Genomic DNA, 14659 nt, shown 5'->3' on the forward strand with positions numbered 1-14659 from the left:
GACTTGATGTTGAGAATTGTTATTGCAGATGATCACGCAGTGGTGAGAACGGGCTTCTCTATGATCTTGAATTTCCAAGAGGATATGGAAGTCGTAGATACTGCTGCTGAGGGTGTTGAAGCATACCAAAAAGTGATGCAGCATCGCCCTGACGTGTTAATTATGGATTTAAGCATGCCGCCAGGGGAGTCAGGTTTGATTGCGACAAGTAAAATTATGGAAAGTTTTCCTGAAACAAAAATACTTATTTTAACGATGTATGATGATGATGAATATCTGTTCCATGTCTTAAGAAATGGCGCGAAAGGCTATATTTTAAAGAACGCACCAGATGAACAATTAATTTCAGCTGTGCGTACGGTTTATCGCGGCGACACTTATATTGACCCTAAAATGACGACATCATTGGTCAATGAATTTGTGAATAATTCTGACCAAGATGGCAAAAATACGAATGATCCGTTTCGTATTTTATCTAAACGCGAGTTAGAAGTATTGCCTTTAATTGCCAAAGGTTATGGGAATAAAGACATCGCAGAAAAATTATTTATTTCAGTGAAAACTGTAGAAGCACATAAAACACATATTATGCAGAAGTTAGAATTAAAATCTAAACCAGAATTAGTGGAGTATGCCTTAAAGAAAAAATTGCTTGATTTTTAAATAGGAATGACATTGAACTCATCAAAATAGATGAGTTCTTTTTTTTAATTTAAAGTCGAACAATTTGAATAGTATGTGACTAATATGTGAAAAAATTGTGATGAAAAAAGCCTTTAACATGCTGATTTTAACTAAAATAGAGGGATTAGGGAAAAGCCGAATGTTTTAAGGGAATGCCCTTATGTTCAATAATTCACCTAAATAATACACTATTAAGTGTAAGCAGTATCTTTAACTGATGAATAAAATAACTTCGACTCAAAAAACACATCAGGGGGATACTGCTGCTCTTATTAAATATGATATGAAAATGTAATGTTAGGGTGAAAAAAATGAACAAATCTAGAGGCGGTTTACAGTTAACCATCCAAACGTTGAGTTTGGTTGCCGGCTTCATGGTATGGAGTATCATTGCACCATTGATGCCGCTGATTTCAGAAGACATTAAAATTACGAGCGGACAAGTTTCAATTGTACTCGCAATACCAGTTATTTTAGGATCTATTCTTCGTATCCCATTCGGTTATTTAACAAACGTTATTGGCGCAAAATGGGTCTTCTTCGCAAGTTTTATTATTCTATTAGTACCTATCTTTTTATTAAGTTCAGCAACATCAGTTAACATGTTAATGATTGCAGGCTTCTTCTTAGGGGTAGCAGGTGCGACTTTCTCAGTTGGGGTAACGTCATTACCTAAATATTTCCCTAAAGAAAAAGTTGGTTTAGCGAATGGTATTTACGGTATGGGTAACTTAGGGACAGCCGTATCTTCATTCTTAGCACCACCATTAGCAGGTGTTATCGGTTGGCAATCAACAGTGAGATTATACTTAATCTTAATGGCAGTATTCGCAATCATAATGTTCTTCTTAGGAGATGCTAAAGAACCTAAAGTTAAGGTTCCATTTGTAGCACAAGCGAAAGATTTATTAAAAGACTTACGTTTATATTACTTAAGCTTATGGTATTTCATTACGTTCGGTTCTTTCGTAGCATTTGGTATCTTCTTACCTAAATACTTAGTTGATCATTTTAATTTGACTTCAGTAGACGCAGGAATCAGAGCAGGGGTCTTTATCGCGATTGCGACATTACTTAGACCGCTTGGTGGTATCATCGGGGACAAAATTGATGCGGTGATGGCATTAAAAGTCGACTTTATTATTATGATTATCGGTGCTGTCTTATTAGGTATTTCTGATGGTATCTTATTATTTACAATTGGATGCTTAACAATCAGTGCATGTGCAGGTATCGGTAACGGTTTAGTATTCAAATTAGTACCGCATTACTTCCACAAAGAAGCAGGTGTCGCAAACGGTATCGTATCAATGATGGGTGGTCTTGGAGGATTCTTCCCACCATTAGTGATTACGTATGTGACAAGCTTAACAGGAACAAGCCACTTAGCTTTCATCTTCTTAGCATTATTCGGAGTGATTGCGTTTATCACGATGTGGCATTTAGGCAAGAGAAACCGTTCGCTTGCAGCTAAATAAGAACGGTATGGATGAATGAACATGTAAATATTGAAGACGTAAGGACCACTAATAGATGAATGTTAGTGGTCCTTAGTCATATTAAAAAGCAGGACAAGAGAAAGGTGATAGACTTACATTTGTCCTGCTTTGAATGTTATTTAATTGCTTGAAGTTTAGTGTGTGCGGTACGTTCACGATTAATTTTACGTGTCGTCATAATCAATGCTGCAAATGCAATACTGACACTTAACATCGATGAACCGCCATAGCTGAGCAACGGTAAGGTTACACCTGTTAAAGGAATGGTACCTGAAACACCGCCGATATTAACGAAGGCTTGGATAAAGATGTAACTGCCGATACCGATACATATCAGCTTGTAGAAGTGATTTGAAGTACGGTTAGCATAGATTAAACTTTTCACCACAATGAGTCCATAGAGTCCTAATACAATCAGTACCCCGATTAAGCCTAACTCTTCAGACAAGACAGTGAAAATAAAGTCTGTATGCGGCTCTGGCAGGTACCCAAGTTTTGAAACTCCATTGCCGAGTCCTTTACCGAATAAACCGCCATTACCGATTGAAATTAAAGCACTTGTCAGCTGATACCCTTCATTATTTTCATATTTGAAAGGATTTAAGAAAACAGCAATACGTTTGATTCTGTAAATGTTCTTCGTATCAAAGAGTAATGTATAAATCAGATACATTGCTACAGGCAAGAGTGCGATACCGAAGATTTGCACTTTAATTTTATTTTTGATATCAGAATAAAGTAAAATGCATCCTATAATGACGACGGTTAACATGGTTCCGCCTAAGTCACCTTGTAAGAGTACAAGGACCAGACCAAAGCCTAATAAGAGTAACGGTGGAATTAAATGATTAATTTGATAGTCACGCTGTCTGCTTAATCGTCGATCAATGATGTATGAGAAATAAAATATAGAAGCGAGTTTTAAAAACTCGGAAGATTGGAGACTGAAAAATCCTAAGTTCAGCCAGTTCTTGGAACCGTTGATTTCTTTACCTATTAATAAGGTTAAAGCTAAAAGTCCAAAGGTAACTAACAACATGACCAATTGAACATTTGGAGATTTAAAGAAATCGATTCTGACAAAAAGAGAGAAAAAGATTATGATAAGTCCAATCACGAAATAAATAGCTTGGCGTTTCATGAAATGGTTGCTTGCGACAGGGTAGCCGCCTGTTAAAGAACCTTTTGAAGCGGGTACCATACTAGCACTATAAACCATGACAATCCCAATAAAACCAAGCAGGATAAAGGTTATGATCAAACTCAGATCCACACCTTTAGTTGCGTTACGCAACGCTCTGAGAAATTTCTTCAATTCTAGTCACCTCTACGATTGTCTGTTTTTCCTTAAACGCGATGTGAAATATAATGCATTAAATATCTATTATATAGATTTTGTTTACAACTATCCACCTTTTATAGGTAAAAGAAAATTGAATGAAACACAAATAAAAAAATAGAGTATGTACAAATAAAAAAGAAGCCTTGAAATGACTTCAAGACTTCCAAATCAAGCATTGCTTCACACAAGCTTTATCTATTATTTTACGGTATCATAGTAACGAATGTTGTCTGAGATTTCTTTAAGGTAGAAGTTGCCTTTTGGTTCAACTGCTAACTCAGTTTCAGCATCAAATTCAAGGTTGTCGAAGCGTTTGAAGAATGATTCGTACTCTTCAACAGATAATGCTTTTCGGTTTTTCAACATTGCTTGGTGAGCTTCAACATCAAGTGCATCTTTGAAGCCGTCTGCAAGTGTAGCTGTGAAGAATTCACCTACTGAACCAGAACCATAGCTGAATAGACCGATACGGTCTCCGCTATTTAAATCATGGTTTTCAAGTAAAGAAATCAAGCTTAAATAAAGTGAACCTGTATAGATATTTCCGACATAGCGGTTATAATCCGTAGCAGATTTGTAACTGTCATTTAATCTTGCTTGTGTATCTTCTGAGGCTGTATCTGTTAAAATAGAATCAAGTGCTTTTTGACCCATCTTTGTGAATGGTACATGGAAGCATAACGCAGCAAAGTCAGACAATGATTTATGATAACGTTTCGCGTACTCGTTCCAACTTTCTTGGAAAGAATGGATATAAGCATCTTTAGATAATTTACCGTCAACAAGCGGATAAATTTCACCAGATGGTCTCCAGAAATCGTAAACGTCTTCTGTAAATGCAACTGAATCATCATGCAACTCAGCAATACGCGGGTTATGACTGATTACCATAGCGACTGCACCAGCACCTTGTGTCGGTTCACCGCCACTGTTAAGTCCGTAACGCGCAGTATCACTTGCGATAACTAATACTTTTTCATTAGGACGTGGTACTAAATAATCTTTTGCCATTTGAATCGCAGGAGTCGCTGCATAGCATGCTTCTTTCATTTCGAAACAGCGTGCAAAAGGTTGAATTCCTAGTAGATGATGAATCTGTACAGCAGACGCTTTCGCTGAATCAATTGCTGATTCAGTTGCGACAATAACCATCGTAATATCTTTCTTGTCTTGTTCTGTCAAGATAGGTTGAGCAGCGTTCGCACCCATTGTTACAATGTCTTGACTGACTGGGCTTACAGCCATTTCAGTCTGACCGATACCAATCAGAAACTTGTTTGGATCTACATTGCGTGCTTCGGCTAAATCAGCCATATCTACGTAAAAGTTCGGAATATAAAAATTAAGTTGGTCGATACCAATTGTCATAAATAACCAACATCCTTTCTTGATATGTTAAATCACTTTAAATCATATCAAAAGAGGGTACAAAAATACAATTTTAAATTAGTAGCTAGTGATAAAAAAGGAGACTAAATTATGAGCAAAATCGCAATTGTTAGTGCAAAACGTACACCAGTAGGAAAATTCAGAGGGAAATTAAGAGATTATTCTGCAGTACAACTTGGCACCATCGCTTTAGAAGCAGCAATTGATGCTATCAATCTGCCGAAAGATAAAATCGAGAATGTAATTTTTGGTAACGTATTGCAAGCAGGCAACGGACAGAATCCAACACGTCAAATCTTGGTGAATGCCGGATTGCCGACATCAACTCCTGGAATGACTATCAACGAAGTATGCGGTTCTGGTTTAAAAGCTGTAATCTTAGGTAAACAACTGATTCAATTAGGGGAAGCAAAAGTTGTCGCAGTTGGCGGTGTTGAAAGTATGACAAATGCACCGAAACTGGTATTACCTGGACAAGAAAAACCTGTACCAAGCTTTATGCATGACGGTTTGACAGATGCGTTTGAAAATGTACCGATGGGGATTACGGCTGAACGTATTGCGGAAAAATATGAAGTGACACGTGAACAACAAGATGCGTTTGCGGTCAATTCACATCAAAAAGCGTACGAAGCATCTCAAGCTGGTAAATACCAAGCAGAAATGATTCCATTAACAGATGCAGATGGCGAAGAAATGACAATGGACGAAGGTATCCGCGGTAACAGTAATGTAGAGAAACTTGCGACTTTAGATACTATCTTCAAAGAAGACGGTACAGTAACAGCAGGAAATGCTTCAAGTATTAATGACGGTGCATCAGCCTTAATCTTAATGGATGCAGACTATGCACGTGAAAACGGCTATGAAATTATGGGAATTTTAGGTGATTACGCAGAAGTCGGTTGTGACCCTGAAATTATGGGTATCGCACCTTACTATGCTGTATCTAAATTATTAGAGAAAACAAATCAAACAATTGATGATATTGATTTAGTAGAAATGACAGAAGCATTTTCAGTTCAAAGTATTGCGGTTAAAGAGAATTTGAATATTCCAGATGAGAAATTGAACATCTACGGCGGCGCAGTCGCAATCGGTCATCCAATCGGTGCTTCAGGGGCACGTTTAGTGACATCATTAGTTCATGAACTGCATCAAGAAAACAAACACAACGGTATTGCAACAGCATGTATCGGCGGCGGTTTAGGTATCGCATTAGAAGTTGAAAAAGGAGAGTAATCAACATGAAAGCATTGGGGAAAGATTTCAGACACTTATCACGTCAAGATAAATTACAGCGTTTAGAAGACAATGGTTGGATTTCACAAGAAAGTCATCAAGAATTGTTAGATATACCGCTGCTTTCTGAAGAAGTGGCTGATAGTCTGATTGAAAATGTGATTACACAAGGTGCATTGCCTGTCGGATTATTACCAGACATTATTGTAGATGGTAAACATTATGCGGTGCCGATGATGGTAGAAGAACCATCAGTCGTAGCTGCCGCAAGTTATGGTTCGAAGTTAGTCAATCAAACTGGCGGATTTAAAGTAGAATCGAGTGAACGTTTGATGATTGGACAAATTGTCTTTATGGAAGTAGAAGATCCAGCACAATTAGCTGAACAATTAATTGAGAAAGAATCACAAATTCATCAAGTCGCAGATGCAAGTTATCCATCGATTTTAAAACGTGGCGGCGGTTATCGTAAAATTGATGTCGATACGTTTGAAAAAGAAAAACTAGTTTCTTTAAAAGTTTATGTTGATACGAAAGATGCGATGGGCGCTAATATGATGAATACCATCTTAGAAGGCATTTCTGGCTTCCTGAAAGGCGAATGGCCAGAAATCAATGTCCTGATGAGTATTTTGTCTAATCACGCTACAGCGTCACTTGTGCGCGTCTCAGGAGAAATTGATGTTTCAGCATTAGCACGTGGTGAGATGAGCGGTGAAACAGTTGCGAAACGTTTGGAAGCTGCTTCAGTTTTAGCTTATGTCGATCCATACCGTGCAGTGACACATAATAAAGGTGTTATGAATGGTATTCATGCAGTAGTATTAGCAACAGGCAATGACACACGCAGTGCTGAAGCCAGCGCACATGCATATGCATGTAAAGAAGGACAATATCGCAGTATGACAAAATGGGAGTACTTAGAAGATAAAGGTCGTTTAAGAGGAACGATTGAAATTCCAATGACACTCGCAACTGTCGGCGGCGGTACAAAATTGGTTCCGATTGCACGTTTAGCACAAGAAATCTTGCATGTGGATTCTGCACAAGAATTAGGTGAAGTTGCAGCCGCAGTCGGCTTGGCTCAAAACTTCTCTGCGTGTCGTGCTTTAGTATCTGAAGGTATTCAAGAAGGTCATATGAGTCTGCAGTATAAATCATTGGCGATTGTCGCAGGTGCGAAAGGTGCAGAAATTGAACAGGTAGCCGATGCTTTAAAACAAGCAGACACTGCGAATATGGCTGAAGCGGAAAAATTGTTAGCTGAATTACGTAGTAACTAAAAATAAATGGTATAAATCAATATGAGATGTCATTTTGATAAGAGAAGCGGGTTCTTAAAGAGGACTCGCTTTTTTGACGTAAAAAAACAGCATCCCTTAAAGGAATGCTGCGAAAAATAATTATTAATCGATTGTGATATTAGAACCCGCTAAGTCTTGTTCATCTTTCTTAGGCAATACAACAGTTAAGACACCATCTTTGTAAGAAGCTGAAATCTTGTCGCTGTCGATATTACTGAAAGAGAATTCACGGCTGACACTGTCAGTGCTACGTTCTCTTTGGATTACGCGACCTTCTTCATTTTCAGTACGACTTTCAATTGAGCGTTTTGCGCTGATTTTCAGTGTACCTTCATTATAAGAAAGGTTGATATTCTTTTTATCAAATCCTGGTAAATCTGCTTCAACAATATATTGGTTATCTTTTTCTTTAATATCTGTTTTTACAGCATTTACTGTTGGGATTTGATCTATAAATTGGCGTCCGAATTCTTTGAAAATGTCAGTGGGTTTACTTTCGAAAGGCATATAAAATCGCTCCTTTTCATTGTTTAATTAAAGCTCGCTTTAGTCATTCATACCCGAATTCTTGTAAGGCAATCTTACTGAGTATTCAGCGAGTTCTGACTTTAATTATATCACGTCCAGGAGCTGATAGATAATCAGAGGATTGTAGTGTTAGGCTTCAGAAAAGTTATTAACGATAAATTTCGATAGGATAGATTTAATTGTTTTCGCATCTTCCATTGAAATGTCTAAATCATTGAAAACTTCCATCGCAATATGTGAGATTTCGTGGCGAGTGTTAACACCTTCTTCAGTTAAAGAGACAAGGAGATTTCTTTCGTCTGATGGCTGTCTAAGACGTTTAACAAGCCCTTGTTTTTCTAACTTTTTAATCATAGGTGTTAATGTTCCAGAATCTAAATATAATCTTTCCCCTAAAGATTTGATATTGATAGATTCATCGTCTTCTATAGCGAGTAGAACAATATAGCCAGTATATGTCAGCCCATATTCCTTAAGATGCGGGGTGTAACGTTTAATTATCTCTTTAGACGACACATAGAATAAAAAACATAATTGTTTATCTAAAAAGTTGTTAGGTTCATGCAATTAAATCACTCCTTATTTAAAATAACGATATTATGAACGCAATCACTTGTCAAGAATAAATTTCGTGCCTATAATTTACTATGTTTAAACTTTGTAGTATGAAAATATTCAAATAGATTCCGTTTTGTTCGAAAAATAAACATAATAGATAAAGGAGCAAAAAATATAATGGAAAAACAATGGTTTGATGATGTGCTGAGAGCACGTAAATCAGTAAAGGTTTATGACCCGAATGTGAAGATTTCACATGAAGAAATGGATGAAATGTTAGGGAAAGCAGCACTAGCACCTTCTTCAATTAATATGCAGCCATGGAGAGTTGTTGTAGTAGATAGTGAAGAAGGAAAAGAAAAAGTCCGTCCTGCTATGCAATTCAATACAAGACAAAACGATACATCTGCAGCGATGGTTGTTATTTTCGGTGATTTACGCAACTACGAGTATGGTGAACAAATCTATCAAGGTAACGTTGATAAAGGCTATATGCCTCAAGAAACTAAAGATGACTTATTATCTAAGTTTCTACCATTTTATAAAGGGTTAAGCTTGCCGCAAATGACATCTATCGTAAATATCGACTGCAGCTTGTTTGCGATGCAGTTCATGCTTGTCGCTAAAGCACATGGCTATGATACTAATCCAATCGGCGGTTTCGATAGAGAAAATATTGCTTCTATTTTAGGTTTAGATCCTGAACGCTATGTTCCAGTAATGGTGGTTGCTGTAGGTAAGGCAGATCAAGCAGCACATCATACGTATCGTTTAGATGTAGATGCTTTCAGACGTTATTTCTAATGTAATCATCGACAAATTTGTTACAATGTAATTAAACGTGTGACAAGTAAGGGAAACTTCGTTCATAATTATATAGATAATATATTTTTATATGGATGAAGTTTAAAGGCTAAAGGAGTCTGGCTATGAGTAAAAAAGTTTTTCATTTGATTTTAATTATTATCGGTTCCTTAATTATCGCAACAGTATTCTTCTTTGGTTTGAAAACCTATCAAGGTAAGCAAAATTTAAAATTGGTGGATCAGTATATTGCTGAACATCAATTACAAGATGATATCAAATCAGAAAAGAAAAAATTCAATGCGAAAGACGGCGTTTATTATAAAGAGGTTGTCTTTAAAGATGAACCGCAATTAACGTATGTGATTCAACCGATGGGGACTTCAAAGGGATTATTCGCACAAGCATTTGATACGCAAACAAGAAAGCATATCAAAAAAGCTAAACATAATTTCTTTGATGACAATTATAAGCTTAAATAACCGATTAAGTATGTTAGAATAAATGTGATTAAGACATTAAACACAATGAATAGTGTTTAGTGTCTTATTTGCGTTACAAGGATAGTTGTGTGAGTATGAAAACTCTATCACAACTTATCAAAAATTGATTATTATCATCAAAAATGGATATAACACCTTTAGTATCAGCATAGAGAAAAAACATGATAGGAGGGACGGCATGACACACAGAAATCAAAAACGTTGGCCGGGCTTTGTACTCGTGATTATTGGCTCTATCTTCTGGGGCGTCGGCGGTACAGTATCACAATGGTTGTTTGAAAATAAACAATTACCGGTCACGTGGTTCGTGGGTGTTCGTTTATTAGTATCTGGATTACTTTTAGTTATAATGTCATTCTTTTTAGAAGGTAAGAAGACAATCACCATTTGGGCAGATAAAAAAGATACGCTCAAATTATTTATTTACTCACTCATTGGTATGTTAGGTGTGCAATACTGCTTTATGGCGACCATTCATTATGGTAACGCAGCAGTAGCGACGTTGCTCCAATATTTAGGTCCTGTCATTATTATCTTGTATTTAGTTGCAGCTAAAGTCATCCGTTTCAGATGGAAAGAAGGTATCGCAGTCACATTGGCACTGAGTGGTACATTCTTCCTATTAACGAATGGTTCGCTTGCAACATTATCTGTTCCGATGCCAGCAATTATTTGGGGTGTAATGTCAGCTTTTGCGATGGCATTCTATACCATCTTCCCCGTACAATTGCTTGCTAAGTGGGGAACAGTCAATGTTGTAGGTTGGGCGATGTTAATCGCAGGTATATTCTTAAACTTCTTACATCCGATTTGGAAAGTTGATACATCAAATTGGGATGTAAAAGTCATTGTGTATTTATTCATTTCAGTGATTATTGGTACGATGTTTGCATTCTGGCTATTTATTTCAAGCTTGAAATTCTTATTCCCGCAAGAAGCCAGTGTACTTGGTACGATCGAACCGTTAACAGCGATTTTATTATCTGTTGTATGGTTAGGCGTATCATTCGGTGCTTGGCAAGTTATGGGTGTCGCATTAATCGTATTAATGGTAATCTTCTTAGCAGTCGTCAAAGACTAGCGGTATAATTAGGATAGAAAGATAATTGCTTCAAAATATGTTATTTTACACTGTTATTTAATATAATTTTAAACATTTAGTGTAAAATCATCTTGAAGTTTTAAATTTTTCTATCCTAATTATTTATTTTCTGATATAATTAAACAATGTCAGAAAAAGGGGAGATGCATCAATGGCTATATTTAAGAGAAAAATAAGTTTACCAGTGCAGGTTATGATCGCGCTTGTTCTTGGTGTTGTTGTAGGACTATTGCTTTATGGACAAAAAGACATCGCGAATTATATACAACCGCTTGGTGATATATTTTTAAACTTAATTAAAATGATTGTTATTCCAGTCGTTTTCTGTTCGCTTGCCTTATCTATTTCAGGTGTAGGTGAATCTAAAACAGTTGGACGTTATGGACTTAAAACAATTATTTACTTTGAAGTGATTACAACTATCGCAATTGCATTAGGTGTTTTGTTCGCGAATATCTTTAAACCGGGGACGGGACTAGATCCGAACAAATTACCAAAAGGTGATATTACTAAATATGAATCATCAGCACATGCAGCTGAACATTCTACATATGGCAATCATTTTATTGATACCATTGTTAATATCATTCCGACGAACTTTTTCGAAGCATTAGCTAAAGGCGAATTGCTTCCGATTATCTTCTTCGCTGTATTCTTTGGATTAGGAATTGCAGCTATCGGAGAAAAAGGAGAGCCTGTTAAAGCTTTCTTAAGCGGAGTGTTAGAAGCGACATTCTGGATGATCAATAAAATCTTGAAACTCGCGCCTCTAGGCGTATTCGCATTTATTTGTGTAACAATTATGACATTTGGTGCTTCAGCATTGGTTCCACTATTGAAATTAGTGGCTGTTGTTATCGGCGCAATGGTCTTCTTTGTAGTAGTAGTATTGGGCATTGTAGCTAAATTATGCGGCATCAGTGTATTTGATATTATAAAAGTATTGAAAAGTGAAATTTTATTGGCATTCTCAACTTCAAGTTCAGAAGCAGTATTGCCAGTTATGATGAAAAAAATGGAAAACTTCGGTTCTCCGAGAGACGTGACATCATTTGTAATTCCAATCGGCTACACATTCAACTTAGATGGTTCAGCACTGTATCAATCAATCGCCGCATTGTTCGTTGCACAAATGTATGGTATTCACTTAAGTTTAGGTGAACAACTTGTATTAATCTTTACATTGATGATTACATCAAAAGGTATGGCAGCGGTGCCGGGAACTTCAATCGTTGTACTTTTAACAACATTAGGTTCTATGGGCTTACCAGCAGCCGGTCTTGCATTAATCATCGGTGTGGACCGTATTCTAGATATGGTTCGTACATGCGTTAACGTAGTCGGTAACGCATTATCAACAGTCGTTATTGCGAAATGGGAAAATGTCTTCGATAAACAAAAATCTGAAGACTACTTAAAATCTATTTAAGCAATACACACATATAGAGAGGTTGTTAAAACCTGACTCTAAATTTAAATTTTCTGACATAATATTTGTAAAACTATTAAAAAAAACACCGGCGTAAAAACGTCGGTGTTTTCGTATGCTTAATGATGCATATCATGAATCTTCATCATTAAACCATGTGGAATATCATCATGTTCTACCACTTTTTTCTTACTGAACTCATCAGTACCTACTTTTTTAACAAGTACCACAAAGTCGCCTTTTTTAGGCTTAAATTGATCGTCAGAATCAACTTTAACATTCTTCTCAATGTGATTATCTTTTTCACTGATCATTTTTTCAACCGTTTGATTATCTTTCATAATCCCGTAATATGTTTCTTTTTCACCAGAAGCAAAGATCATAATAACTAATACGATACATGCGATTGTTAAAAGCGCAATCAGTGATATACCTAATGTTTTGCCATTCTTTTTCATATGTGTGAAACTCCTTTCTTTATCTGTTAATAGATATACCGAAAAATGATAAAAAAAGCAATGAATAACAACATGGTTATATTTGTTATAATGAAATGTAACTTAGTCAAAAGGAGAGAGCACGATGCATATTATTGTTTATTGCGGTGCAAGCACAGGACAAAATCCAGTGTATTTAAAGGCAGCAGAAGCGTTAGGTACATGGATGGCACAACACAATTATGGCTTAGTCTATGGCGGCGGCAATGTCGGTTTGATGGGACATCTCGCAGATACGGTTAAACAACATCAAGGCCATGTGGTAGGTGTCATGCCGAAATTCTTAGAGGAAAAAGAAATTGCACATCAAGGTTTAGATGAATTGATAATTGTTGATACCATGGCTGAGCGTAAAGCAGCTATGTTAGATAAAGGGGATGCTTGTTTAGCTTTACCTGGGGGACCAGGAACGTTAGAAGAAATTACGGAAATGGTTTCTTGGGCAAGAATCGGTCAAAATGCTAATCCATGTATCTTTTGGAACGTGAATGGTTATTATGACAAAATCGAAGCGTTTTATGACCAAATGGTTGAGGAAGGTTTTTTAAGTCAGGCAGACAGAGATTTGATTTTATTCACAAATGATTTTGAAACATTAGCAGCCTTTTTGAGAGACTATCAGCCACCGCATATACGTCAATATAAATAAAATAGACATCATGTATCAAAATAATGATTACTTTGATACATGATGTCTATCTTTTAGTTTGAAACTAGGTCAGATTTTGCCTTTGCGCCATAAAAGTAAAAAGACAATCGCAACGATAATCATAGAGATACCGAGTGTCGCAATCCAAGAAGTCGGGCTATGATCGTTAAGCGGAAGCGGTACGTTCATACCGAAGAAACTGAATACTAAAGTCGGTAACGTCAAGAAGACTGTAAAGAGTGTTAAAGTCTTCATGATATTGTTCATATCATTTGAAAGCAGAGATTCATATGAAGTCGTGATACTTTCTAAGATACGTGTATGCAACTCTGTTGTTTCAATGGCTTGGTTTGTTTCGACAAATAAGTCTTCAATCAAATCTTCATCTTCTTCGAAACGTTTAATCGGCGGCAGTTTGAAAAGTTTATTGAAGACATCTTCATTACCTTTCAATGCAGCTAAGAAATAAACCAAACTCTTTTCAACTTCCATCAAGTTATAAAGTTGTTTGTTCGTTACTTTTTTCTTCAATTCACGTTCGATGCGTAATCTTGATTTATTCAATAAACGCAAATTACGGTTGTAGTGGTTTGAAATGGTTAATAAGATATTCAACGCAAATTGACTGCGATAATGCAGATTTTGACTAGATTTCGCAAAGTGATCTAAGAAATCAACTTCATGATCGCAAATCGTCATAATGCGTCTGTGTCCGATAATAATACCCAGTGGAATTGTCATAAACGAAATAATTTTATTGTTCGTATTATTGACGATTGGAAAGTCGATGATGATTAAAGAATAACCTGTTTCGTCATCAAATTCGACACGTGCGCTTTCATCCGCATCCAAGGGGTCTTTTAAGAAGTCTTCTGGAATATTAAAGCGCTCAATCAAAGATTCTACTTCTTCTCTCGAGGGCTCGGTAATATTAATCCATAAAGCTTCCTCTAAGGAAGTGGTATGAATATCTTGATGAACATTATGTTTATAAGCTGTAATCATTCTGAAGCTTCCTTTCTGTGTGTAAATCAAACATGCAAGGTTTAACATCTATCGTTTAAGTTAAAACTATAGAGAACGCTTTGCTCGATTTATTTGATATGTGCTTAATTATAGTACCATAATT

15 protein-coding genes are annotated in these 14659 nt (G+C 36.4%); 9 read left to right on the forward strand and 6 right to left on the reverse strand.

Annotation, left to right across the window (positions count from 1 at the left end; genetic code table 11):
• Positions 1-9 precede the first annotated feature (9 nt).
• A complete protein-coding gene (gene nreC, locus MUA87_RS02765) occupies positions 10-663 on the forward strand; it encodes a nitrate respiration regulation response regulator NreC (RefSeq protein ID WP_031262458.1) in 654 nt (217 codons plus the stop codon).
• Between the two features lie 332 nt (positions 664-995).
• Positions 996-2162, forward strand: coding sequence for a nitrate/nitrite transporter (locus tag MUA87_RS02770; RefSeq protein WP_002479725.1), 1167 nt, complete (start codon positions 996-998; stop codon positions 2160-2162).
• A gap of 136 nt (positions 2163-2298) precedes the next feature.
• Here the strand turns inward: MUA87_RS02770 and MUA87_RS02775 are convergent, their stop codons facing one another.
• Together MUA87_RS02775 and MUA87_RS02780 are read right to left on the reverse strand one after the other, a co-directional pair.
• Positions 2299-3498: an FtsW/RodA/SpoVE family cell cycle protein gene (locus tag MUA87_RS02775; RefSeq protein WP_060803609.1), complete on the reverse strand. Its 1200-nt coding sequence runs from the start codon at positions 3496-3498 to the stop codon at positions 2299-2301.
• 225 nt (positions 3499-3723) lie between these two features.
• On the reverse strand, positions 3724-4893 hold the full coding sequence (locus tag MUA87_RS02780) for a hydroxymethylglutaryl-CoA synthase (RefSeq protein WP_002479723.1): 1170 nt from the start codon (positions 4891-4893) through the stop codon (positions 3724-3726).
• Positions 4894-5004: 111 nt separating this feature from the next.
• Here MUA87_RS02780 and MUA87_RS02785 point away from each other — a divergent pair, with 111 nt between their 5' ends.
• Together MUA87_RS02785 and MUA87_RS02790 are read left to right on the forward strand one after the other, a co-directional pair.
• Positions 5005-6156, forward strand: coding sequence for a thiolase family protein (locus tag MUA87_RS02785; protein WP_262551274.1), 1152 nt, complete (start codon positions 5005-5007; stop codon positions 6154-6156).
• A 5-nt stretch (positions 6157-6161) separates the two neighbouring features.
• Complete coding sequence (locus MUA87_RS02790; RefSeq protein ID WP_262551275.1) at positions 6162-7439, forward strand: hydroxymethylglutaryl-CoA reductase, degradative; 1278 nt, start codon at positions 6162-6164, stop codon at positions 7437-7439.
• Positions 7440-7562: 123 nt separating this feature from the next.
• Here the strand turns inward: MUA87_RS02790 and MUA87_RS02795 are convergent, their stop codons facing one another.
• Together MUA87_RS02795 and MUA87_RS02800 are read right to left on the reverse strand one after the other, a co-directional pair.
• Positions 7563-7967, reverse strand: coding sequence for an Hsp20/alpha crystallin family protein (locus MUA87_RS02795; protein WP_002479720.1), 405 nt, complete (start codon positions 7965-7967; stop codon positions 7563-7565).
• Positions 7968-8117: 150 nt separating this feature from the next.
• Positions 8118-8555: a MarR family winged helix-turn-helix transcriptional regulator gene (locus MUA87_RS02800; protein ID WP_105978503.1), complete on the reverse strand. Its 438-nt coding sequence runs from the start codon at positions 8553-8555 to the stop codon at positions 8118-8120.
• 168 nt (positions 8556-8723) lie between these two features.
• Here MUA87_RS02800 and MUA87_RS02805 point away from each other — a divergent pair, with 168 nt between their 5' ends.
• From MUA87_RS02805 to MUA87_RS02820, 4 genes are all read left to right on the forward strand, one after another.
• Positions 8724-9350 carry a nitroreductase family protein gene (locus MUA87_RS02805; RefSeq protein WP_023015062.1) on the forward strand — a complete coding sequence of 209 codons (627 nt, stop codon included), beginning with the start codon at positions 8724-8726 and terminating at the stop codon, positions 9348-9350.
• A 125-nt stretch (positions 9351-9475) separates the two neighbouring features.
• Positions 9476-9832 carry a DUF3139 domain-containing protein gene (locus MUA87_RS02810; protein ID WP_002479717.1) on the forward strand — a complete coding sequence of 119 codons (357 nt, stop codon included), beginning with the start codon at positions 9476-9478 and terminating at the stop codon, positions 9830-9832.
• A 199-nt stretch (positions 9833-10031) separates the two neighbouring features.
• Positions 10032-10934, forward strand: a complete 903-nt coding sequence (locus MUA87_RS02815; RefSeq protein ID WP_002479716.1) for an EamA family transporter — start codon at positions 10032-10034, stop codon at positions 10932-10934.
• A 172-nt stretch (positions 10935-11106) separates the two neighbouring features.
• Positions 11107-12384, forward strand: coding sequence for a cation:dicarboxylate symporter family transporter (locus tag MUA87_RS02820; RefSeq protein ID WP_023015060.1), 1278 nt, complete (start codon positions 11107-11109; stop codon positions 12382-12384).
• Between the two features lie 119 nt (positions 12385-12503).
• On the opposite strand, the gene MUA87_RS02825 is transcribed toward MUA87_RS02820, so the two are convergent.
• Positions 12504-12842: a DUF4889 domain-containing protein gene (locus MUA87_RS02825; RefSeq protein ID WP_002479714.1), complete on the reverse strand. Its 339-nt coding sequence runs from the start codon at positions 12840-12842 to the stop codon at positions 12504-12506.
• A gap of 124 nt (positions 12843-12966) precedes the next feature.
• On the opposite strand from MUA87_RS02825, the gene MUA87_RS02830 reads away from it, so the two are divergent.
• Positions 12967-13530, forward strand: a complete 564-nt coding sequence (locus MUA87_RS02830) for an LOG family protein (RefSeq protein ID WP_002479713.1) — start codon at positions 12967-12969, stop codon at positions 13528-13530.
• A 69-nt stretch (positions 13531-13599) separates the two neighbouring features.
• On the opposite strand, the gene MUA87_RS02835 is transcribed toward MUA87_RS02830, so the two are convergent.
• Positions 13600-14535 carry a magnesium transporter CorA family protein gene (locus MUA87_RS02835; RefSeq protein ID WP_002479712.1) on the reverse strand — a complete coding sequence of 312 codons (936 nt, stop codon included), beginning with the start codon at positions 14533-14535 and terminating at the stop codon, positions 13600-13602.
• Between the last annotated feature and the right edge of the window lie 124 nt (positions 14536-14659).

The organism is Staphylococcus simulans, from assembly GCF_025561465.1.
GTDB lineage: Bacteria > Bacillota > Bacilli > Staphylococcales > Staphylococcaceae > Staphylococcus > Staphylococcus simulans.